We start from the raw sequence: 21,177 nt of genomic DNA on the forward strand, positions 1-21,177 counted from the left end.
TCTGAAGCGCCATCCAAGACCAAGGAGTCATGACCATGGGCATCGCCACCTATCCATCCAAACTGGGCCAACCCGCCAAGCAGCCCAGCGCTCGCCAGGCCCAGAGTGCGCGTGCGTCAGTGCTGCAGCAGTATTCGTCGGTCTTGCGCAATGCATTGCCCGTTGAGTTGAAAGCACATGGCGCTGACCTGCCGATGGCAGAAATTGATGCAATGGCCGATGCATTGGCACGCCAGATAGCGAAGCTGGTGGATACATCGCCTGTTTCGAAGCCGCGCAAGGCGCAGGCATTGGCCCAGGAGGAGTGGATTACCACCCAGGAGGCCGCCAATCGCAGCGGTTTTTCGCGGCCCTTTGTGGCCGCCCTGCTCGATTCGGGAGCGTACAAGGGCCGAGTGAACCGCACTGCAGGCGGACACCGCAAGGTGTTGGCCGGTGAGTTTGAAGCGCTGATGGCCAAGGCTTCTGCGGAAGCCCCCAAGACTTTGGCCCAAGCACGCAAAGCGGTTGATTTGAAGCCGCAGCAGGACAACGCTCAGGCGGTGCCCCTGACAGAGCGCAAGAGGTCACGCGCCCGGGCGCAGGCATTGGCCAAAAAGCTGGGCATCACCACCTGATGCCGCCGCTTATCGTCCTTGCGGACGCCAATGTTCTGGTCAAGGACGTGGTGTCATTCGCATTCCTCGACCTTGCCAGGGCCGGGGCTATCGACCTGCGTTGGACCCCGCAGATTGAGGTGGAGTACGCAAAGCACCGGGCGCGACTTCGAGCCGGGGCCAATCAGCGCGAGAGCACAGCGGACGACCTGGTTTGGGCTCAAAAGCGCTTGGCAACCATCAAAAAGCACCTGGTGCCCGGTTTCCAGTTGCCGGGCTGGGACGATGATGGCGACCGGCTGGAGCTGTTGCGCAGCAACAAGGCATTGGCGCCCCTTTTGCGATTGCCGGACCCTGACGATGTGCATGTGGCTTTGGCTGCGGCAGATTGGGCGCAGGCCACTGGGCGCGACGTAGTGCTGGCCACAGACAACCTGAAAGACTTGCCGGCCAAGGTACTGGCGCCGTTTGGCGTGGTCCCTTTGCACCCCGGCGACGTCTTGCAGCTGGTGTATCAGATGGACCCTGAAGGGACCGCCAGCAGCTTGCAAAAGACGGCTGCGGATTTCAAGAACCCCGCTTTCTCGCTGTTGGACATGCTTGCGTCCATCAAAAGCCCACAGCAGTTTGACAACCAAGAGCTGGCAGCCGAGCTGGCTGTGCGCTGGGAGCTTGCAGTGCCTGGGGCGGCGCAAGGCACTACCAAGGCCCGGACCAAGCAGCGCTCGCGCTGAGAAGTAAGAAATACATGCTCCCGTCACTACTCGCCAACGACATACAAACGGCTCTGAAGCAGTTTCTGGTTTCTGCCTTCGAGCCCGCCGACGCGTTCAACCACGGTTTGATGAGCCGCTTTGTCGATGACGAGGCGGCGTGGCTTAAAGGCCCGTTTGTGCAGGTGGGCCTGCCGTTTGTGGCGGGCAAAAGTGGAAAGACGTTTTTTGACACGTTCGAGACCGCGTACCCTGGTTTCAGCCATCAGGAACACGCCTGGGAGCGGCTGTCTAGTCACCGCCAAGGCGTGAGCACTTTGGTGGCCACCGGTACGGGTAGCGGTAAGACAGAGTGTTTTTTGTACCCGGTGCTGGACCACTGCGCTCGCGCCCGCGCGGCGGGCGAGGCCGGTGTGAAGGCCCTGGTCATTTACCCCATGAATGCCTTGGCCACCGACCAAGCGCGTCGCATTGCCGAGCTGGTGGCCTCTACTGCTGCGTTTGCAGGGTTGCGCGTGGGGCTGTATGTGGGTGGCAACGCCGGGGCACCGGGCGAAGGCATGGTAATGACGCAGGGCGCCGTCATCACTGACCGCGACACCCTGCGCAAGCACCCGCCCGACATCTTGCTGACCAACTACAAGATGCTCGACTACCTGATGCTGCGGCCCAAGGACCGCCAGTTATGGGCCGCCAACCTACCCACCACGCTGCGCTATGTGGTGGTGGACGAGCTTCACACTTTTGATGGCGCCCAGGGCACTGACCTGGCCTTGCTGCTGCGCCGTTTGCGCGCACGACTCAAAACTCCCACCGGGCACCTCATTTGTGCTGGCACATCGGCCACCTTGGGCAACGCCGCAGACACGGCGCCTTTGCGCGAATATGCGCGGCAGATTTTTGGTGTGCCGTTTGGCGAAGAGGCTGTGGTGACCGAGAGCCGCCAATCGGTGGGGCGGTTTCTGGAAGACGCCACGGTGGACTACATGTTCTTATTCCGGGCAGAGCAGGCGCCGCTGCTGGAGCCATCGCAGTACCCCACGCCACAGGCTGCGGTGCAAGCGTGGTTTGCCCTGTTCTTCCCGGACGAGCCTGTTCCAGACGATGTGAATGCGCTGGCGTGGCGCCGCGGGCTGGGCCAGTTGCTCAAGCGCCACCAGCTTTTCGTGAACCTGCTCAAGCTGGCCAAGGGTGGAGTGGTGAGCTACTCCGAGCTGACAGAAGCCTTTGCGCGCAATATGCCCGCCGCCGGTCCGGCGCAGGTCACTCAAGTGCTGGATGCGCTGTTGGTGTTGGTGGCCTGGGCGCTGCGCGATGGTAAACAGCCCTTGGTCACCTTGCGGCTTCAGCTGTGGGTGCGCGAGCTGCGTCGCATGGTGGGCACAGCAAAAGCCTCAGGACGATGCGACGCGCGCTGAAATCGACAACCTGCTGCGTGAGCGGGACAAGTTGCTGGAGCTGATTAAAGAAATCAACACGCGTGACTTGCTGAACACGCTGACCGATGCGGGGCTGATTCCCAACTACGCCTTCCCAGAGGCCGGCGTGGAGCTCAAGTCTGTTTTGTGGCGCAAGCGGGCCTCGGACGAGCCAGGCCAAGGCGCCTATGTCACGCTGACCACGCAGAAGTACGAACGCCCGGCGCAATCTGCCCTCTCGGAGTTTGCGCCCGAGAACCGCTTCTATGCCAACCAGCGGCGCGTGGAGGTGGACCAAATCAACATGAATTTGGCCAAGACGGAAGACTGGCGTTTCTGCCCGTCCTGCCATCACATGCAAAACTTGACGGTAGAGGCAGACACCTTGTCTGATGTGCTCAAGATGGCGCTGCAGGCGGTCACCAGTTGCTCTTGCAACGACGATGCATTAAAGCGCAGCGCACTGGTGGCCAGTGGCCGGTTCTGGTGTTGGTCTGTGACGCACAACGATGTGATGGATGCGCTTGCAGGGAAAGTGGACACCGACCTAGAGTCGCCGCTGATGAGCCTGTCCCGACATAACGGTGCCAAGGCTCCGGCAACGGTTCCACGCGCGCAGGAGAAAGCCTTCATGCAGCATGCGGTCGCCAGCTTGTTGCATTGGCTTGCCACCCCGGCGGATGGACCCGCTGGCGACCCTGCAATCGAGCAGTTGCAACGCAACGCCCTGTGGCTGGGTTTTTTGATGGTGCCGCACAACGAACAGGAGAAATCCACATGTGAGCATCAGCTCGGGCAATGGATTCACCGGCTGCCTGCGCACGTCAAGGAACCGGGCAAAGGTTTTGCGCACAGCCTCTCCAAGGTGTCGGGAGTTTGTCAGCAGGTTGGCTGGTGGCCGTTGGTTGCCGCCAAGGGTCTTCCACAGGATGCGAACTGGATGGCGCCTGGCGTTCTGGTGCTGGACGAGGCAAAGGCAGAAGATGACACGGCCCTTCACCTAGCTTGGCGCCAGTGGCTGCAACTGTTCAACACGGCGCAGTCGCTGCCAGGAATGTGGCTTGTCACCGCCAGCGGACTGGACCAGCACGATTACGACGGCCTGACCCCCTTGCCCGCACCTGCGGCCGCGCAGCCGTCTGAGCAAACGTCTTTGAACGGCGCGTGGTTGGAGGTCCTTGAACAGCTATTGGACCCTCTCAAGCCAGGTATGGTTCGGTTGGCGCATGCCGGCGCGGCTGTGCCCGAAATCGGCCCCGAACTGGCGGACGACAAAGGCCGCGTTGTGGCCGACGCCGAGATGATTTGGGCACCTGCCCACCTAGCGGTTCTTCGGCCGGACCAGGCAGATATGGTGCAGGAGTGGACCGCACAGGGGTGGACGGTGTTGTGTCTGGATGAGGACCTGACACAGTGCACGGCGCAGCCTTGGGAGAATGCTGCTGCGACGGCCTTGGGTCTGACCATAGAAAACCAGGAGTAGAACTGTGAGCTTCAAACCCAAGGTTGCGTTAAGCAACGACTTTCTGCTTCAGCTGGCCAAGTTGTCCGCCAAGGTTCACACCAAGGTGATGAAGTGGGCCATCCAGTTTCAGGCCGACCCTAAGAGCCCTGGCATCAATTACGAGAACATCAATGGCGCACGCGACCCGAATCTCAAGTCGGTTCGGATTGACGGCGACTGGCGCGGTATCGTTTTCAAGCCTTCCGCCGGTGACGTGTATGTGCTGCTGTATGTGGACCACCACGACGACGCCTACCGCTGGGCCGAAAACCGCAAGCTGACCATCAACCCGGTCACCGGGGCGATGCAGATGCTGACATTCGAGAGCATCACTGAGCAGGCTCCGGAGGAAGCACACAGCGCCAATGTTGGGTCAGCCGAAGGTACCGTGGACGCGTCCGCTGCCGAGGCGGCACCAGCGCTCTTTGCAGGCCTTGAAGACCGGGAACTGATGAGCCTCGGTGTGCCGCAAGAGTTGCTCGGTTTCGTTCGGGGAGCCAAATCATTTGTCTTCGAGGCAAAACTAAACAGGCAGACCATTCGCCGCACTATTGGCGATGTCAAAGCATGGACTATCGAGCAGGCACGAGTGGAGGCCCGTCGCCTAGCTGTGATGCTTGATAGTGGGCAAGATCCACGTGAGGTGGCACGTCTGCAACAAGCGGAGCAAGAGGCTCTGCGTCAACAGGCAAAAGCTCAAGCACTAACTGTAGGTGAGGTGTGGCCACTGTACTTGGAGAACGGCAGGCCCAAGCGTCGTGATGCTTGGAAGCCGCGTTACTTAGCAGACCTGCATGTAATGGTTTCACCAGGAGGAGTGCCAAAAAAGAGGGGAGCAGGGGTGACGCGCCCTGGTCCTCTATACCCCTTGTTAGCTCTGCCGTTGTCAGGAGTGACCGAAGATACGCTCAAGGTGTGGTTTGACCGTGAAGCCAAGGCAGGCAAGCATCAAGCAGCTCGTGCACTAATGATGTTTCGGGGCTTTCTACGCTGGTGTGCGAGTCAGCCTGAATACCGCACTCTGGTAGATAGGGAGGCAGGGCAGGCACCGGCAATCGTACAAAACTTACCAGCAACCACTCGCAGGACTGATGCCTTGGAGGCTGCTCAGGTCGCTGGCTGGTGGTCTGGAGTGGAGCAACTGAGTAATCAGACCGCCAGTGCTTATTTGCGTGCGCTTCTGCTGACTGGTGCCCGTCGTGAGGAAATGGCTGCGCTGCGCTGGGCCGATGTGGACTTTCGCTGGCGTAAGCTGACCCTGGCAGACAAGGTGGAAAAAAGTCGAACTATTCCGCTCACGCCTTACCTGCACCACTTGATTGCCAGCCTGCCAAGGTATGGCGAATATGTTTTCGCGAGCACCGGGAAGACTGGGCGTATTGTGGACGTGCGCTCTTGCCATGAAAAGGCTTTGAAAGCTGCCGCTATTGAACACCTGACTTTCCACGGCTTGCGCCGCAGCTTCTCACTGCTAGGGGAGGCGGCTGGTGCGCCAGCGGGAGCAATTGCCCAGGTTATGGGGCATAAACCCAGCGCCACCGCTGAAGGCTATAGGCCGCGAAGTGTGGATGCATTGCGCCCATTCCTGGAGCGCATAGAAGCGTATATTCTGGATTTGGCACAGGTACAGTTTGATTCAACTGCGCAGCCTGGAAAATTGCGCATTGCGAGCTGACAACCTCACACCAGCCACATATCCAAGGAGAATGACCTGGTCAATGGTTGCTTCTTTTGCGGCAGCTATCAAAGTACTGATTCTTGGAAGGTGGCGTTACTGGCGTTAAAGGCGTTACAGCATTGATTTCAAGCGCTATTTTTTGTTGCGCCCAATAAAACAGAGCTAAGAAAGCCGTTACAGCTTTACTCAAGAGGGACAGATGTTAGTAGTCATCCAAGGACTCTTGGAGTTGGCCAATCAAATCCTCTAGGTGAGGAACCAAGTCACGTTCTAAGACTAGCTGACGGATTTCAGCGTTGAATTTTGATAGCAAGTCAGTTAGTGCGAAGCTATCTTCAGCCGCTTCGTGGAGCAATTGCATGTAACGCTCCAAAAGTTCGTGCGACACTTGCTTATGGATTGCTGGGTCATCTGAGAGAAGGGCATCAGCATGTTGGCTGAGCAAATCCGAGCGCTCCTCGGCTTCATTAAGTGCTTCGCCAACCAAGCCATTCAGTGTGTGGTCATAGCAAATGACATCGGCACGGTCCGGTCCAATCAAACCTAAGTTGCGGCGGGAAGCAGTTTCATCGAGGCGTTGCAAGATGAAGGCTGTCAGCTCTTCCAAGGAGTAACCTCCAGCTACGCAGCCTTCACACATACCCTCCGCATCACAGATGTAAACGCCCAAGAGATGAAGAATCGACGGGGCGAGTTTTTCAAGTTCGGCTTCAATAAAAGTCTCTGTTGTGATTTGAAAGTTTGAATCGGTTGAGCCAAACCCAATATCGTCATTGTCGAAAGGCCCTTCTTGAATGTGCCAGCAATAGTCATCCCAGAGATGGCGCGAGGCAAAGTCGCCCATCATTCCCGTTGCATCTGACTGCGACATGGCCGCTATCACAGCTTGCTTAATAGTCTCCACGTGGGCCTTGGCGACGTCATTCGCTGCCGATAATAGTAAATTTTGTGTGTCAGTCATGTATTCGAAGTCCGGAAGAATGGGGGGTGTCCGAATTTTTGTGTAAACGGGTCGGACTTCAATTGACGGAGATGCGGTCTCCGAACTGAATGGTAAAGCGGGTCAGTGCGGCCTTCCAATCCCGGATGGGCATGGTCCACTTCTGGCTGATGTTGCGCAGCGCCAGGTAGAACAGCTTGGTCAGCGCCTCGTCACTGGGGAACGAGCCCCGGTTCTTGCTCAGCTTCCTCAGGCTCATGTTCACCGACTCGATGGCATTGGTGGTGTAGATGACCTTGCGGATTTCCGGCGGGTAGTCAAAGAACGGGGTCAAGCGGCTCCAGTTCCTGCGCCAGGACTGGCCGATGGGCAGGTACTCGGCATCCCATCGGGCCTCGAACTCTGCGAGCATCAGTTCGGCCTCCTCGGCGGTGGCGGCCGTGTAGATGCGGCGCAGGTCGGCCGCCACTTCCTTGCGGCGCTTCCATGAGACGTAGTTCAGGCTGTGGCGCACCATGTGAACGATGCACAGTTGCACCACCGCCTTGGGGAACACCGCCTCGATGGCGTCAGGGAAACCCTTGAGCCCATCGACACAGGCAATGAAGATGTCCTGCACGCCCCGGTTGCGCAGTTCGGTCACGACCTGCAGCCAGAACTTGGCTCCCTCGGTTTGCGCCAGCCACAGACCCAGCACCTCCTTCTCGCCCGTCATGGTGATGCCGATGGCCAGGTACACCGCCTTGACCCGCACCGCGCCCTCGCGCACCTTCACGTGGATGCAGTCCAGATAGACGATGGGGTAAATCGGCTCCAGCGGCCGGGCCTGCCAGGCCTTGACCTCGTCGGCCACGGCATCTGTCACCGAGGAAATCAGGCTGGGTGAGACCTCGGTGCCGTACATCTCTTCGAGGTGGGCCTGTATCTCGCGCACCGTCATGCCACGGGCGTACAGCGAGATGATTTTGTCGTCGAAGCCGGCCCAGCGGGTCTGGTGCTTGGGGATGAGCTGAGGCTCGAAGCTGCCATGGCGGTCGCGTGGCACTTCGATGGGCAATTCGCCGAACTCGCCCTTGAGGGTCTTCTTGCTCTTGCCGTTGCGGGTGTTGCCAGCGGGGTTGGCCACCGCCTCGTTGCGTTCATGGCCCAGGTGCTCAGTCAGCTCAGCGTCCAAAGCTCGCTCGACCAGCAGCTTGGTCAGTTGCTTGAGCAGGCCGTTCTCGCCGATGAGGTCTTCAGGCTTCTTGTAGTTGGCCAGCAGGCCAGACAGCAGTTCTTCGGGTACGTCGTGTTTCTTGGTGTTCATTGTGTTTACGGACAGCCCGGCTTGCGCCGGCGGTGGATTGTCCGTTTACACAAAATTCTGCACACCCTCGGTTCTGCAGGAACACCTGCAGCCAGCAGTTTGCCAACCAACTTGGTCAGGTGCTCCGTCCGCTCGCCGTCCTTACAGCGGCGCAGCATGAGATCTTCGAGTTGCATAGCATCGCCTTGTGACGTTCCTTTAGAACGGGGCTGCGCTGAAAGCTGGGAATTGGCTTGATCTGTAGATATGCCTAATTTTCGGGCCAATTCGGCCCATGTATAGGCAGCTGAAGTGGTGGTGCAATTCATGGGATGGTGACCTCTACGTTAGGAATGACAAGACGCGTTTGAAAGGGGTCTGCTTTGAGGTGCCAAAAACCTGGTACACGCATGACCCGAGCCAGATCACAAACAGCAGAATCGCCATTGAACTTCGCCGCCAATGCCTTTTGACAAGATTTGAAGTCGGCTAGGCTCTCGCCTTCTTGCACGGTCCAGTAGGCATGCCATTTCCCTGGACTGGATTCCACAACGATGTGAGGTGGTGCTTCAGCGCCCAACACGGGATCGATAGGCGCACCGTCCAGATCCACGAAATAGCTACGGATCGCAACCACGCTTTCATTGCGTCGCCGGATACCATCAAGAAATCAAGCAGATACATCACGACCTCCGTTGCTTTCAACCCAGGCAAAAAAGGCGTCTTCATCAATCAGCACACGGCGGCCAACGCGACGAATTACCTGGTCGAAGCCGTTGGTGGAGGCGTAAAAGATGAGGTGGCGCAGCCCTCCGATAGGGGGCCAGGCATGGTGCTCCGGCCACGCAGGCACTGGAATAAGCCGGCCATGCTTTTCACGCGCTGTGCGGACCACTGGCTGGGAAGCTAATTCACACGAAGGGACTAAGGGATGCTGGCGCCCCGCTTTGGATGACGCTTTGCGCGTCACAGGGGCAGTGCGAGGTGCACTGGAATGAGAAAAAGCCATACAACAAACCTTTAGGGAGCTGAACTTTGAGATCAACTCCACCAAGGCAGGATTGCATGGCTTCACAGTCATACGCGCAATTACTGCGCGTCGAACTCATCTTAACAATGCCGCAGTAAGTTGCCAAGTATTTTTGTTATTTTTTTACGTTTGTCGTTTGTTGCCTGTGCACGAGGCCTTTTAGCCTATTGATGCAGACATATCAACGCATTTCAGATCAGCAAACACCTTGGCATTCATCGCAGTCAGCACTCGGGCGGTGTGCATGTCTGTGAGGTGGCTGTAGCGTTTGACCATCTGCAGCGTCTTGTGTCCGAGCACAGCTGCAATTTCCATCGTGGTGGCCCCATTCATGGCTAGATAGGAGGCTGCGGTGTGGCGCAGGTCATGGAAGCGAAAGTCCTCAATAGAGGCCATCTCTAAGGCTGCCTTCCAGTGCTTTTCAATGTCCATCGGCTTGGATGGGATGCCACCATAAAAAATCAAATCACTTGCCAGGTGCCGGATCTTGCTCATGTCATTAAGCAACTCCAGTGCGGGACCTACCAAGGGAACGGAGCGCGAGCTACCGTTTTTGGTTTCAGTGAGCAAAATGCTCCCACGCACCAGATCCACATCCCGCCAACGTAAATGCATGATTTCTCCACGGCGCATACCCGTAGAGATGGCCAGCACGACCACAGGCAAGAGATAACGACACGTTGAGTGACGGCATGCATCAAGCAAACGTACACGTTCTTCATCGGATAAAAAGCGCTCCCGCCCACGCGATTGACGGGGTTTGGAGATTTTGCGTGCAGGGTTGTCGTTGACCCATTGCCACTCTTTCATGGCCATCGTGAACACGTGCGAGATCGTGGCCAAATAACGCACCACGGTAGCTGGCGAGCGTTTCGTGTTTCGGGATGTTGTACCTGCCAGCAATTCATTACGGCATTGCACTAGCAACGCTGGCGTCACATCGCTGAGCAGCAGGTGCCCAAGCTTGCCTGTCCAGTAACGTAAATGACGCAGGGTGTTTGCTGCATTTTTGGGCCGTAAGGGGACCACCTCTTGCTCATAACGCTGCGCCAACTCACTGAAGGTATGACGTTTAGCCTCAGACGTCTGGCTGTAGCGCCCTTCTTGCATAGAGGCTTCTGTGCCACGTGCCCACTGGACAGCATCTGTCTTGCGCTTGAAGCTTGCGCACTCTACGGGGAAGCCTCGGAGACGCACTTTTGCACGGTAAGTGACTGTGCCATCAGAGGATTTGCGGGTTTCAATCGTTGCCATTCTGCGATGCCTAAAAAAATGGTCTGACAGAGCCAGCATTCGTCGGCGTAGAACGCACTGAATGCCAGCAGCGTCGCTCCACTCCCGGCCATGCTGGCCATCGGCTTCATCGCAGTGCTACTTGATGCACGCTTAGGATATTACCCAAGCTTGTGTTGTCTGTGGTGGCTGTTTTAAGCCCGTTGTTGTGGGTTAGTGTCCCATGAGTGTCCCACGGGCCCAAAACAAAAACGCAGATGCTACTTTTATAATAGCATCTGCGCGTTGTGCCTTGAGGCGTTTTCTTTGGTGGGTCCTGCGAGATTCGAACTCGCGACCAACGGATTAAAAGTCCGCTGCTCTACCGACTGAGCTAAAGACCCGACCTGTCGCTTTGCAAAACAAGCTGCTTAGCTAGCGAAGACCTAGATTGTAGCATCGGTTTTCAGACGCTCTGGGAAATTGCACCATTTTTTGAAGAACGCGCGATCTCGTCGAGCACCCAGCCTGCCGCGCACTGCCCAAAGGTGGCCGTCACCGCCACCACCGAGCCATAGCCACTGCAGTTGAGGCTGCTGTCCGCTGCACCCGAAAGCTGGCAGGAGGCATCCGGAGGGGTCACCGATTCGCGGCTGAACACCGTCATCACGCCCATCTTCTTGCCTTCCTTCGGGGCGTTGAACTCCTTGCGCAGGCGGTAACGCAGTTGCGCCAGCAAGGGGTCGTGCGTGGTCTGGGACAGGTCATCCACCTCGACCTTGTGCGCCAGGCGCTTACCGCCTGCCGCCCCCACGCTGATGAAGCACCGCTTGGCACGGCGCGCCCACTGGGCCATCGCCACTTTGGCCTTGACCTGGTCACAGGCATCAATGACCGCATCGACCCCATCCGGCAGGATGCCAGGCCAGTTTGCCGGCTCCACGAATTCCTCGATCCCATGCACCACGCACGCCGGGTTGATTTGCGCGATCCGGTCGCGCATGGCATCCACCTTGGCCTGCCCCACCGTGCCGGTGAGGGCATGAATCTGGCGATTGATGTTGGACTCCGCCACGTTGTCCAGGTCAATCAGCGTCAAGGTGCCCACACCACTGCGCGCCAACGCCTCGGCCGCCCAGGAACCCACGCCGCCCACACCGATCACGGCGACATGGGACTGCCGGATGCGGGCTGCGCCCTGCACGCCATACAGGCGCTCCAGCCCGGCAAAGCGACGCTGCAGATCTGCAGCGCCCAAAAAATCATCGCCGGCAGGGCCGGCGATGGAGTTGTGCACAGGGTTTGGTGCCGTCATCACTTCAAACGTTGCAGGCGCTCTTTGGCGGTGCTTGCCGCTTCCGAGGCCGGGTAGTCGCGCACCAAGTCTTGCAGGGTTTTGACCGCCCCCTTGGTGTCTTTCAATTCGAGCTGGCAGTTCGCAATGGACAGCAAGGCATCGGCGGCACGGGTGTGCTGCGGCGCGGCCTTGAGCATGGAGCGGAAATTGGCAATCGCTTCCTTGTAGTCACGGCCGGCATATTGAGTGTTGCCCAGCCAGAACCGCGCAGAAGGCATGTACCCGCTGTTGGGGTAGCTGTTCACGAAGTTCGCAAAGGCTTTGCGTGCACCAGCAAAGTCACCAGCCCGAAACTGCTCCAGCGCGGCATCAAAGTCACGCTTTTCCGCAGGATCCGCCGAGAACTCCAGGCCATCGACCTGCACCTGCACGGGCTCAAACCTGCGCAAACGATCGTCCAAGCCCTTGGCCAGATCTTTCTGGCGACTTTGCAGCTCCGCCACCTGACGTTCCAGCTGCTCATTGGCGCCGGTGAGCTGAGCGATTTCGCGCCGCATGGATTCAATTTGCGACTGCAAGTCCAGCAGGCTGCGACGCATCTGGGCCGTTTCCTGGGTGCTGGTGTCAAAGCGTTGGCGCAATTCCAGAATGGCACGGCGTGCTTCCGCATCTTCCAGGAAGGCATATGCCGGATGAACCAGGACCGTGCACAGGCCCAGAGCGGCCAGTACACGGACACTCATCCGCAAAGATCCATTGCGAATGCTCATGCTTTAACGGTAGGAGATTTCAGCGCGACGGTTCTGCGAGTACGCAGCTTCGTTGCTGCCAGCGGCAGCAGGCTTTTCTTCACCAAAGCTCACGGCTTCCACTTGGCTGTCGCTCACACCCAGCAGGTTCAGGGAACGGCGCACAGCTTCTGCACGCTTTTGGCCCAGAGCCAGGTTGTATTCACGACCACCGCGCTCGTCGGTGTGACCTTCAATGGTGACCTTGCGAGCAGCGTCAGCCTTGATGAAGCGCGCATTGGCATCCACCAGGCCTTGGGCTTCGGACTTCACGACAAAGCTGTCGAAGTCGAAGTACACCACGCGACCCACACCCTTGGGGCCGCCATCGGCAGCGATTTGACCGCCTGTCAGATCCACACCGGCCACACCGCTGGCGGAGCCGGAAGTGTTGGCGCCACCGTTGTTGTTGCCAGCGTTGGCGTTTTCGTCCAGCTTGACGCCGGAAGAGCAGCCAGCCATCAGGGCGGCCACGGACAATGCGATAGAAACTCGCTTAAACGTAATCATCAAAATTCTCCTTGCCTAGGAATTACTAGGTAATTAATAGAACGCAACCCGCTAACAAAGGTTTACGTCAATTCAATATTTTTGATAAGGGCCCCAATCGGGTTCCCGAATCTCACCACCCTGCCCTGCCAAACGCGCCTTGATCTTGCCGTCCAAGGTGGTCGTCATCAAGGCTTCGCGCCCGCCTTGCTTGGTCGCGTACACGATCAGGCGGCTGTTGGGCGCAAAACTCGGGCTTTCATCATCGCTGGTGTCTGTGACAGCGGTGGCAGTGCCACCATCCAAGTCCATCACGTACAGCTTGAAGGCACCGCCGACGCGCGAGATGTAGGCCAACCAGCGGCCATCTGGACTGACTGCTGGAGAGATGTTGTAGTTCCCGGTGAAGGTCACACGCTGGGCGGCACCGCCGCCTGCGCCAACCTTGTAGATCTGGGGGGAGCCGCCACGGTCGCTGACGAAGTAGATGGTCTTGCCATCGGCCGAGAAGGCGGGCTCGGTGTCGATGCCATTGCTCTGCGTCAGGCGGGTGGGCTGGCCGCCCTGCGAGCTGATGCGGTACAGCTGCGACAAACCATCGCGCGTCAGAGTCACCGCCAGCGAGGCGCCATCGGGCGACCAAGCCGGTGCACTGTTCGAGCCGCGGAAGTTCGCCACCAGGCGGCGGCGGCCGCTGGCAACCTCATGCACATACACCACGGGCTTGCGCGCTTCGAACGACACATAGGCCAGCTCGCCACCGTTGGGCGACCAGGCGGGCGAGATGATGGGCTCGGTGCTGGACAGCGCCGACTGGGCGTTCTCGCCATCGGCATCGGCCACCCACAGCACATAGCGCTTGGCGGCCTTGGTCACGTAGGCGATGCGGGTCGAGAAAATGCCGCGCTCGCCGGTCAGCTTTTCATAGATGAAGTCCGAAATGCGGTGTGCCACCAGACGCAGGTCCGCCTGGGTGACGGCAAAGCCCTGGCCACCCAGATCCTGCCCCTTGACCACATCCCACAGGCGAAAGCGCACATCGAAACGGCCATCGGCCATGCGTGTGATGCTGCCGGTCACCAAGGCGTCGGCGGCGCGCTGGCGCCATTGCGCCATGTCGGGGCGCGAGGTTTCGTCCAAGCGCTCGCTGCTGGCATCGACGTTGCGGAACTGGCCGCTGCGCTCCAGGTCAGCGCGCACGATTTGCGAAATCTTCTGGGGGGCGCCCTCTTCACCGCGAAAGCTCGGCAAAGCAATCGGCAGCTGGGTCAGGCCCACGCCGGTCACTTCGACCCGGAACTGGGCCAGTGCAGGCAGGACAGGGGATGCGGCCAGTGCGGCCAGCAGAGAGCGGCGTGAAGCAAGCGGCGTGAGCGCCTGCAGGGTATGGAGGGGGGATTGGTGTTCAGTATTCATGCGCAGCCATCATGTGCCGGATTAGGCTCCGGGTGCTCCCTAGGATGTTACACACACTTGTGCGGGTCTGGACACATAGTCGCTGTGTCAATGTGTTTAAGAGGGTGGGTACAGCGGGCACGTAGAATCCTGGCCCACATGCAAAACACCGACAAAAACATTCGCATGGCGGCCCCCGCCAGCAGCGACCTGACCCTGCGCCAGCGGCTCGTGCGGGTGGCGCCCTATTTTGGTCAGCAGCGCATGGCCTGGGGGATTGCCATCCTGGCCACGCTGGTGGGCGCTGCCACGGAACCCCTGATTCCGGCGCTTTTGCAGCCCTTGCTCGACAGCGGCTTCACCAAAGGCACGCTCAACCTGTGGATGGTGCCCTTATTCATTATCGGACTGTTCCTAGTGCGTGGCGTGGCGCAGTTCGCGGGCCAGTATGCCCTCTCGCGGATTGCCAACGAAGGCATGCTGCGCCTGCGCAAAGACCTGTTCACCCGCATCCAGGTCGCGCAGATGGACCTGTTTGCCAAGCAATCGGCCAGTGCGCTGTCCAACACCGTGGTGTACGAGGTGCAGACCGGGGCCACGCAACTGGTCCAGGCCTTTTTGGCCATCTCGCGCGACGGCTTCACCCTGGTGGCGCTGCTGGGCTATCTGCTGTACCTGAACTGGCAGCTGACCCTGGCCGTGGCCTTCATCGTGCCCGCCGTGGGCTGGATCATGAAGACGCTGTCCAAGCGCCTGTACCGCATCACCAAGAGCAGCCAGCAGGCCACCGATGCCCTGGCCTATGTGGTCGAGGAAAACGTGCTGGCCCACCGCATGGTGCGCCTGCACGGTGCCCAGCAGGCCCAGGCCCAGCGCTTTGTGGGCCTGAGTCGCGAGCTGCGCAAGCTCAACATCAAGTCCACGATCGCCTCCGCCGCGATGACGCCCACCACCCAGCTGATGGCGGCCATCGCCCTGTCGGCGGTGATCTGCATCGCCCTGTGGCAAGGGCGCAGCGAGAACGTGAGCGTGGGCAGCTTCGTGGCCTTCATCAGCGCCATGCTGATGCTGATTGCCCCGCTGCGCCGCATGGCGGACGTGGCCAACCCCATCACACGCGGCGTGGCGGCCCTGGAGCGGGGCCTGGCCCTGATGGAAGACAGCAGCGCCGAGCCCAGCGGCACGCAGCGCCCTGCCGAGGTGCGCGGCGCCATCACCCTGCGGGACATCAGCGTGTCCTTTGGCGATGACAAGGCCCCCGCCCTGCAACAGGTCAGCCTGCAGGTGCAACCCGGCGAAGTGGTGGCCCTGGTCGGCCCCTCCGGCGCCGGCAAGACCACCCTGGTCAACCTGCTGCCCCGCTTTCTGGACCCCACGGCCGGCGAGGTGCTGATGGATGGCGTGGCGCTGCCGGACTGGGACCTGCACTACCTGCGCCAGCAGTTCGCCATGGTCAGCCAGGATGTGGTGATGTTCAACGACAGCGTCGCCGCCAACGTGGCCCTGGGCGCCGACGTGGACGATGCCCGCGTCTGGTCCTGCCTGGAAGCCGCCAACCTGGCCGAGCACGTGCGCCAGATGCCCCAGGGCATCCACACCGAAGTGGGCCACAACGCCACCCAGCTGTCCGGCGGCCAGCGCCAGCGCCTGGCCATTGCCCGCGCGCTGTACAAGGACGCGCCGGTGCTGATCCTGGACGAGGCCACCTCGGCGCTGGACACCGAATCCGAGCGCCTGGTGCAGCAAGCCCTGCAGACCCTGATGCAGGGGCGCACCACCCTGGTGATTGCCCACCGCCTGTCCACCATCGAGCACGCCGACCGCGTGGTGGTGATGGAGCGCGGCCGGATTGCCGAACAGGGCACGCACGCCGAACTGCTGGCGCTCAACGGCCTGTACGCCCGCCTGCAGGCGCATGTGACGGGCCACTGAGCCCGCAGACACCGCGGCACGGCGCGGGCCACGCCCTCTGTGCCCGCGCTGCAGGGCGTGGCCCAACACTTACAAAAAAAGAGCGCCTGGCGCTTACCCAGCCTGGTTTTCAATGCAAAAAACATTGAAAACCTAGGTGAGACAAGCGCTAGGCGCTCTTCTTATTGCTGCGTCAAACTACCACGTGGCCTTGGACCGGCGCGTGGCGTCAAACGCCGTCTGCAGGATGCGCACCATGAAGTCGCGGTCCGAGCGGCGCGCAAAGTCCACCGCCGTCAGGCCCAGCTGGTTGCGCAACTGCACGTCGGCACCGGCATTCAGCAGCAGCTCCACCATGGCCTGCGAACCATACTGCGCCGCCAGCATCAGCGGCGTGCTGCCGTTGGGTGACTCGGCATCGATGTAGGCGTGCTCGTCCAGCAGCAGCTGCGCAATCGCCAGGCTGTGCGGCGCGTCGGCGCTGGCGGCATAGTGCAGCGGTGTCCATCCGGGCTGGTTGATGCGCGCGCCCAGCGACAGCAGTTCGCGCACCAGATCCAGCTGGCCCTTGATGCAGGCCAGCATCAGCGGGGTCTCGCCCTGCGGATTGGCATCGTTGACCCGCAGGCCGGGCGCCTGCAGCAGCACCTGCGCCACGCGCCAGGAATCGTTGCGCATGGCGCGCACCACCCCGGGGTTGCCGTGGCTGTCCCGCGTGTTCGGGTCCAACCCACGCTGCAGCAGCTCGCGCACGCGCACAAAGTCGTCGCGGATGATGGCGGTCTCGAAATCCGCAGCCAGGCTGGCCTGCGCGGGCCAGGCCCACACCAGCGCACTGGCGCCGGCGGCTTGCAACAGGGCGCGGCGCTTCATCCGCCCACCACGCCCGTGAACAGGCGATCAAAGTTGTCACTGGTCATCTGGGCCACCTCCTCCACACGCAGACCCCGCACCTGCGCCACCTGCTGGGCCACATACGGCACCAGCGCCGGGGTGTTGGTCTTGCCCCGGAACGGCACAGGCGCCAGGTAGGGGCTGTCGGTTTCGATCAGCAAACGCTCAGCCGGGACATAGGCCGCCACATCGCGCAGGTACTGCGCGCTCTTGAAGGTGACGATGCCCGACAGCGAAATGTAGAAGCCCAGGTCCAGCGCGGCCTTGGCCACCTCCAGGCTTTCGGTGAAACAATGGAACACCCCGCCGGCGCTGCCCGCGCGGCCGTCCTCGCCCTCTTCGCGCAAGATGCGCAGCGTGTCCTCCTGCGCCGCGCGGGTGTGGATCACCAGGGGCTTGCAGCACTGCTGGGCCGCACGGATGTGGGTGCGAAAGCGTTCGCGCTGCCACACCATGTCGGCGATCGTGCGCCCCCCCTTGCGGTCTTCCATGCCGTAGTAGTCCAGGCCGGTCTCGCCAATGCCCACCACGCGCGGCAGCGCGGCCCGTTCGACCAGGTCCTGCACGCTGGGCTCGGTCATGTGCTCGGTGTCGGGGTGCACGCCCACGGTGCACCACAGATTGCCATGCGCCAGCGCCAGTGCGTGCACATCGGGAAACTCTTCCATGGTGCAGGAAATGCACAGCGCGCGCGTCACCTGGGCGGCGGACATGGCCTCCAGGATGGTCGGCAGCTGGGCCGACAGTTCCGGAAAATTCAGGTGGCAGTGGGAATCGGTAAACATCAGCAGGCTATCGTACAAAAAACAATGCCGACCGGGGCACGCCCCAGCCGGCATGGCAGAAAAAGCGGTGCGGCCTTACAGGGTCTGCGTGGGTCGGTCCGAAGCAATGGCCGTGCCCAGCATCTGCTCGATCTTGACCTTGAGCTGGGCCGACTTGTCGTCCTTGGGGAAGCGCACGCCAATGCCTTGCGTGCGGTTGCCCCCCGCGCCCGCGGGTGTCACCCAGCCGACCTTGCCGGCAATCGGGTAGCGCTGGGGGTCTTCGGGCAGGGTCAGCAGCACATAGACATCGTCCCCCAGGCGGAACTCCCGCGGCGTGGCGACGAAGATACCGCCTTCGGCAAACAGGGAGATGTAGGCCGCGTACAAAGCCCCTTTCTCCTTGAGGGCCAGTTGCAACACACTGGGACGGGGTGGTGATGGCTGCATGCTCATGTGGCTGAAATAAGTGGCGTCAGGCCTTGGAGTGTAGAACCGTGCGGGCCTGGGCGACAAGCGCCTCGGTCATCAAACCGGCGTTGAACGGGTGCTCAGCGGTGCGCACCTCCTGGGCCAGGGACTTGGCCCAGCGCGCCAGGATCATGGCCGATGGCGGCGCCGGCAGGTCCTGCGCGGCAAAGTAGCGCGGGGCCGCCCCCTGGGCCACGCACATCAGGTCGTGGCAGAGCTTTTGCAGCCACTGCACCACATCGGGCTGGCTCATGTCCGCAAAAATGGCTGCGTCGCCGGCCGCCACGGCCTTGGGCAGGCGCTGGAACAGCTCCAGCCCCTTGCCCGCCTGGGCCATGGCCAACGCATCCAGCGGGCGGCCGCCGGCGGCACGCAGCCAGGCCTGGGCCGGCCCCTCGGCCAAGCCCTGGGCCTGCAGCCACTGCAGCATCTGCGCCTCGTGCGGCCACAGCATGGTGTGGGTCAGGCAGCGGCTGCGGATGGTGGGCAGCAGCTGGTGCGCGGCTTCCGTGGCCAGCACGAAGCGCACGTCGCCCGGGGGCTCTTCCAGCGTCTTGAGCAAGGCATTGGCCGTAATGGCGTTCATCTGCTCGGCCGGGTAGACCAGCACCGCCTTGCCACGGCCACGTGCGCTGGTGCGCTGCGTAAACTCCACCGCATCGCGCATGGCGTCGACACGGATTTCCTTGCTGGGCTTGCGCTTCTTGTCGTCGATCTCGGCCTGGGCCTTTTCGCTCAGCGGCCAGCCACGCGCCAGCATGTCGGCCTCGGGCATCAGCACGCACAGGTCGGCATGGGCATGCACGTCGATGCTGTGGCAGCTGGCGCAGTGGCCGCAGGCCCCGTGCGCGCCGGGCTGCTCGCACAGCCAGGCCCGCACCAGGACCATGCCCAGCTCGAACTGCCCCATGCCCGAAGGACCCTGCAGCAGCCAGGCATGGCCGCGCTGGGCCAGCAGGGATTGGTGCTGTGCCTGCAGCCAGGGGGCCAGGGGGGTGACGGCGTCGCTCACGCAGCACCTCCTGCCAGCCAGCCGCGCGCCTGCAGCACCGCGGTCACCTGCTGCCACACGGCCTCGCGGCTCTGGTGCGCGTCAATGCGCGCAAACCGCCCCGGCGCCTGGGCACAGCGGCGGGCATAGCCATCCGCCACCGCGGCAAAGAACGCCTGGGGCTGGGCTTCAAAACGGTCGGGCACGCGCGCGGTGGCCAGGCGCTCGGCCGCCACAGCGGCGGGCAGGTCGAACCAGATGGTCAGATCGGGTTCACGCATCAAACTGGCCTCCAACCCGCACCCCGTCTGCGCCATGCGCTCCAAAACCAGGAGCTTTTGCCAGTCGAAGCCCCGCCCCGCACCCTGGTAGGCGAAGGTGGCATCGGTGAAACGGTCGCTGATGACCACCTCGCCGCGCGCCAGCGCGGGCTCGATCACCTGGACCAGGTGGTCACGGCGGGCGGCAAACACCACCAGGGCCTCGGTCAGCGGGTCCATGGCATCGTGCAGCAGCAACTGGCGCAGCTTTTCCGCCAGCGGCGTGCCACCGGGCTCGCGCGTCAGGGTCACCGTGCGCCCGGCCTGGCGGAAGGCCTGGGCCAGCGCGTCGATGTGCGAAGACTTGCCGGCGCCGTCGATGCCTTCAAAAGTGATGAAAAGTCCGGAAGGTGCAGCGAGGGTCACAACAAGGTCTCAATACAGATCAAAAGGGTGCGGCGGCCCAGCACGGGCCCCACCGCACAGCGGCACGCCACAGTTTAGGGGGTGCCGCGGATGTAGCGGTTGACGGCACGGTTGTGCTCGTCCAGCGTCGGGCTGAAATGGCTGCTGCCGTCACCACGCGCCACGAAATAGAAGGCCTTGGTGGGCTCGGGCCGCACGGCGGCCATCAGCGAGGCCTTGCCCGGCATGGCAATCGGCGTGGGCGGCAGGCCGGCACGGGTGTAGGTGTTCCAGGGCGTGTCGGCCTGCAGGTCGCGGCGACGCAGGTTGCCATCGAACGCCTCGCCCAGGCCATAGATCACCGTGGGGTCGGTCTGCAGCCGCATGCCGACGCGCAGGCGGTTGGTGAACACGCCGGCCACCAGCCCGCGGTCGCTGGCGCGACCGGTTTCCTTTTCCACGATGCTGGCCAGGATCAGCGCCTCGTCCACGCTCTTCAGCGGGGTGTCGGGCGTGCGCTGCTCCCAGGCCTGTTCCAGGTGGCGCTCCATGGAACGCAGGGCGCGGCGCAGCACCGCCAGCTCGCTGCTGCCCCGGGCGTAGGTGTAGGTGTCGGGGAAGAAGCGCCCTTCGGCGGCCACGCCCGGCCGCTCCAGCGCGGCCATGATCTCGGCCTCGCTCATCTGCGCGGTGTCGTGCTTGAGGAATTCATCCTGTGCGATCGCCGCGCGCATTTGGCGGAAGGTCCAGCCCTCGACAAAGGTGATGGCGCGCAGGCTTTCCTCGCCACGCACCAGCTTCTGCAGCAGGCTGCGCGGCGTGGTGCCGGCCGTGATTTCGTAGTTGCCGGCGCGGATCTGGCGATCCTGCTGCGACAGGCGGAACCAGTAATACAGCAGACGCGCATCGGTCTGCACCCCGGCGCGGACCACCGCCTGCGCCACGCCGCGTGGCGTGGTGCCGGGCTCCACCTCGAACTCGATGCTCTGGCTGGCCATGCGCAGGGGCTGCCCCAGCCACCAGGCTGCCGCACCGGCCACCATCGCCGCCAGACCGGCCAAAAACAACAGCACTATGAGTAAGCGTCGCACAACCTTTTGCGTCCCATGAAAAAGATCGGGGATCATAATTCACCC

Annotated in this window: 22 protein-coding genes and 1 tRNA gene; 6 read left to right on the plus strand and 17 right to left on the minus strand. The window is 61.6% G+C overall.

The genetic code is table 11. The features are described from left to right. Window positions 1–35: 35 nt before the first annotated feature. Entirely contained in the window at window positions 36–617 is a 582-nt protein-coding gene (locus KAQ61_RS08655) for a hypothetical protein (protein WP_210931433.1), read from the plus strand. Next, window positions 617–1,330: a PIN domain-containing protein gene (locus KAQ61_RS08660; protein WP_210931435.1), complete on the plus strand. Its 714-nt coding sequence runs from the start codon at window positions 617–619 to the stop codon at window positions 1,328–1,330. The genes KAQ61_RS08655 and KAQ61_RS08660 overlap by 1 nt, the downstream gene beginning before the upstream one ends. Window positions 1,331–1,356: 26 nt before the next feature. Here the strand turns inward: KAQ61_RS08660 and KAQ61_RS18785 are convergent, their stop codons facing one another. Then, window positions 1,357–1,575, minus strand: a complete 219-nt coding sequence (locus KAQ61_RS18785) for a hypothetical protein (protein ID WP_244983033.1) — start codon at window positions 1,573–1,575, stop codon at window positions 1,357–1,359. A 42-nt stretch (window positions 1,576–1,617) separates the two neighbouring features. Here KAQ61_RS18785 and KAQ61_RS18790 point away from each other — a divergent pair, with 42 nt between their 5' ends. Genes KAQ61_RS18790 through KAQ61_RS08670 form a run of 3 tightly spaced genes read left to right on the plus strand, consistent with a single transcriptional unit; the run spans window position 1,618 to window position 5,906 of the window. Next, window positions 1,618–2,727: a DEAD/DEAH box helicase gene (locus tag KAQ61_RS18790; protein WP_338026779.1), complete on the plus strand. Its 1,110-nt coding sequence runs from the start codon at window positions 1,618–1,620 to the stop codon at window positions 2,725–2,727. 31 nt (window positions 2,728–2,758) lie between these two features. Beyond that, window positions 2,759–4,210, plus strand: coding sequence for a hypothetical protein (locus KAQ61_RS18795; RefSeq protein WP_244983034.1), 1,452 nt, complete (start codon window positions 2,759–2,761; stop codon window positions 4,208–4,210). Window positions 4,211–4,214: 4 nt separating this feature from the next. Then, on the plus strand, window positions 4,215–5,906 hold the full coding sequence (locus KAQ61_RS08670) for an integrase family protein (RefSeq protein ID WP_244983035.1): 1,692 nt from the start codon (window positions 4,215–4,217) through the stop codon (window positions 5,904–5,906). Between the two features lie 205 nt (window positions 5,907–6,111). Here KAQ61_RS08670 and KAQ61_RS08675 read toward each other — a convergent pair whose 3' ends face one another. From KAQ61_RS08675 to tolB, 10 genes are all read right to left on the minus strand, one after another. Continuing rightward, a complete protein-coding gene (locus KAQ61_RS08675) occupies window positions 6,112–6,870 on the minus strand; it encodes a hypothetical protein (RefSeq protein WP_210931437.1) in 759 nt (252 codons plus the stop codon). A 58-nt stretch (window positions 6,871–6,928) separates the two neighbouring features. After that, the gene (locus KAQ61_RS08680; protein WP_210929736.1) at window positions 6,929–8,155 is read right to left on the minus strand and encodes an IS256 family transposase; all 1,227 of its coding nucleotides are present in this window, start codon (window positions 8,153–8,155) and stop codon (window positions 6,929–6,931) included. Between the two features lie 5 nt (window positions 8,156–8,160). Then, window positions 8,161–8,463, minus strand: a complete 303-nt coding sequence (locus KAQ61_RS08685) for a hypothetical protein (protein ID WP_210931439.1) — start codon at window positions 8,461–8,463, stop codon at window positions 8,161–8,163. Then, window positions 8,460–8,771, minus strand: a complete 312-nt coding sequence (locus KAQ61_RS08690) for a DNA-primase RepB domain-containing protein (protein WP_210931440.1) — start codon at window positions 8,769–8,771, stop codon at window positions 8,460–8,462. The genes KAQ61_RS08685 and KAQ61_RS08690 overlap by 4 nt, the downstream gene beginning before the upstream one ends. A gap of 552 nt (window positions 8,772–9,323) precedes the next feature. Continuing rightward, a complete protein-coding gene (locus KAQ61_RS08695; RefSeq protein WP_210931441.1) occupies window positions 9,324–10,418 on the minus strand; it encodes a tyrosine-type recombinase/integrase in 1,095 nt (364 codons plus the stop codon). Between the two features lie 286 nt (window positions 10,419–10,704). Further along, a tRNA-Lys gene (locus KAQ61_RS08700) sits at window positions 10,705–10,780 on the minus strand. Window positions 10,781–10,842: 62 nt separating this feature from the next. Further along, complete coding sequence (locus tag KAQ61_RS08705; protein ID WP_210931443.1) at window positions 10,843–11,691, minus strand: tRNA threonylcarbamoyladenosine dehydratase; 849 nt, start codon at window positions 11,689–11,691, stop codon at window positions 10,843–10,845. Then, entirely contained in the window at window positions 11,691–12,416 is a 726-nt protein-coding gene (gene ybgF, locus KAQ61_RS08710) for a tol-pal system protein YbgF (protein ID WP_244983036.1), read from the minus strand. The genes KAQ61_RS08705 and ybgF overlap by 1 nt, the downstream gene beginning before the upstream one ends. Window positions 12,417–12,446: 30 nt before the next feature. Further along, entirely contained in the window at window positions 12,447–12,971 is a 525-nt protein-coding gene (gene pal / locus KAQ61_RS08715; protein ID WP_043386342.1) for a peptidoglycan-associated lipoprotein Pal, read from the minus strand. Window positions 12,972–13,043: 72 nt separating this feature from the next. Next, window positions 13,044–14,366, minus strand: a complete 1,323-nt coding sequence (gene tolB / locus KAQ61_RS08720; RefSeq protein WP_210931447.1) for a Tol-Pal system beta propeller repeat protein TolB — start codon at window positions 14,364–14,366, stop codon at window positions 13,044–13,046. 138 nt (window positions 14,367–14,504) lie between these two features. Between tolB and msbA the strand changes: the two genes are divergently transcribed. After that, window positions 14,505–16,277 carry a lipid A export permease/ATP-binding protein MsbA gene (msbA, locus tag KAQ61_RS08725; protein ID WP_210931449.1) on the plus strand — a complete coding sequence of 591 codons (1,773 nt, stop codon included), beginning with the start codon at window positions 14,505–14,507 and terminating at the stop codon, window positions 16,275–16,277. A 177-nt stretch (window positions 16,278–16,454) separates the two neighbouring features. On the opposite strand, the gene KAQ61_RS08730 is transcribed toward msbA, so the two are convergent. From KAQ61_RS08730 to mltG, 6 genes are all read right to left on the minus strand, one after another. Continuing rightward, the gene (locus KAQ61_RS08730; RefSeq protein WP_210931451.1) at window positions 16,455–17,129 is read right to left on the minus strand and encodes an ankyrin repeat domain-containing protein; all 675 of its coding nucleotides are present in this window, start codon (window positions 17,127–17,129) and stop codon (window positions 16,455–16,457) included. Then, entirely contained in the window at window positions 17,126–17,935 is an 810-nt protein-coding gene (locus KAQ61_RS08735) for a TatD family hydrolase (RefSeq protein WP_210931453.1), read from the minus strand. The genes KAQ61_RS08730 and KAQ61_RS08735 overlap by 4 nt, the downstream gene beginning before the upstream one ends. 75 nt (window positions 17,936–18,010) lie before the next feature. Next, the gene (locus KAQ61_RS08740) at window positions 18,011–18,370 is read right to left on the minus strand and encodes a PilZ domain-containing protein (RefSeq protein ID WP_043386360.1); all 360 of its coding nucleotides are present in this window, start codon (window positions 18,368–18,370) and stop codon (window positions 18,011–18,013) included. Between the two features lie 19 nt (window positions 18,371–18,389). After that, a complete protein-coding gene (locus KAQ61_RS08745; protein ID WP_210931455.1) occupies window positions 18,390–19,397 on the minus strand; it encodes a DNA polymerase III subunit delta' in 1,008 nt (335 codons plus the stop codon). Next, entirely contained in the window at window positions 19,394–20,062 is a 669-nt protein-coding gene (gene tmk, locus KAQ61_RS08750; RefSeq protein WP_045266927.1) for a dTMP kinase, read from the minus strand. Before tmk ends, KAQ61_RS08745 begins: the two co-directional genes overlap by 4 nt. A 74-nt stretch (window positions 20,063–20,136) precedes the next feature. Next, on the minus strand, window positions 20,137–21,084 hold the full coding sequence (gene mltG / locus KAQ61_RS08755; RefSeq protein WP_420839409.1) for an endolytic transglycosylase MltG: 948 nt from the start codon (window positions 21,082–21,084) through the stop codon (window positions 20,137–20,139). Window positions 21,085–21,177: the final 93 nt, after the last annotated feature.

The sequence above is a fragment of the Comamonas aquatica genome, from assembly GCF_018064205.1.
Classification (GTDB): Bacteria; Pseudomonadota; Gammaproteobacteria; order Burkholderiales; family Burkholderiaceae_C; genus Comamonas; species Comamonas aquatica.

Bases quoted from the DNA above. Each gene is read 5' to 3' on its own strand.
- msbA (WP_210931449.1), top strand. From the start codon at position 14,505: ATGCAAAACACCGACAAAAACATTCGCATGGCGGCCCCCGCCAGCAGC.
- KAQ61_RS08695 (WP_210931441.1), bottom strand. From the start codon at position 10,418: ATGGCAACGATTGAAACCCGCAAATCCTCTGATGGCACAGTCACTTAC.
- KAQ61_RS08685 (WP_210931439.1), bottom strand. From the start codon at position 8,463: ATGAATTGCACCACCACTTCAGCTGCCTATACATGGGCCGAATTGGCC.
- pal (WP_043386342.1), bottom strand. From the start codon at position 12,971: ATGATTACGTTTAAGCGAGTTTCTATCGCATTGTCCGTGGCCGCCCTG.
- tolB (WP_210931447.1), bottom strand. From the start codon at position 14,366: ATGAATACTGAACACCAATCCCCCCTCCATACCCTGCAGGCGCTCACG.
- mltG (WP_420839409.1), bottom strand. From the start codon at position 21,084: ATGGTGGCCGGTGCGGCAGCCTGGTGGCTGGGGCAGCCCCTGCGCATG.
- ybgF (WP_244983036.1), bottom strand. From the start codon at position 12,416: ATGAGTGTCCGTGTACTGGCCGCTCTGGGCCTGTGCACGGTCCTGGTT.
- KAQ61_RS08705 (WP_210931443.1), bottom strand. From the start codon at position 11,691: ATGACGGCACCAAACCCTGTGCACAACTCCATCGCCGGCCCTGCCGGC.
- KAQ61_RS08655 (WP_210931433.1), top strand. From the start codon at position 36: ATGGGCATCGCCACCTATCCATCCAAACTGGGCCAACCCGCCAAGCAG.
- KAQ61_RS08675 (WP_210931437.1), bottom strand. From the start codon at position 6,870: ATGACTGACACACAAAATTTACTATTATCGGCAGCGAATGACGTCGCC.
- KAQ61_RS08740 (WP_043386360.1), bottom strand. From the start codon at position 18,370: ATGAGCATGCAGCCATCACCACCCCGTCCCAGTGTGTTGCAACTGGCC.
- KAQ61_RS18785 (WP_244983033.1), bottom strand. From the start codon at position 1,575: ATGGCTGAAACCAGGGTACGCGGTCTCGAACGTGTCAAAAAACGTCTT.
- KAQ61_RS08660 (WP_210931435.1), top strand. From the start codon at position 617: ATGCCGCCGCTTATCGTCCTTGCGGACGCCAATGTTCTGGTCAAGGAC.
- KAQ61_RS08730 (WP_210931451.1), bottom strand. From the start codon at position 17,129: ATGAAGCGCCGCGCCCTGTTGCAAGCCGCCGGCGCCAGTGCGCTGGTG.
- KAQ61_RS08735 (WP_210931453.1), bottom strand. From the start codon at position 17,935: ATGTTTACCGATTCCCACTGCCACCTGAATTTTCCGGAACTGTCGGCC.
- KAQ61_RS08680 (WP_210929736.1), bottom strand. From the start codon at position 8,155: ATGAACACCAAGAAACACGACGTACCCGAAGAACTGCTGTCTGGCCTG.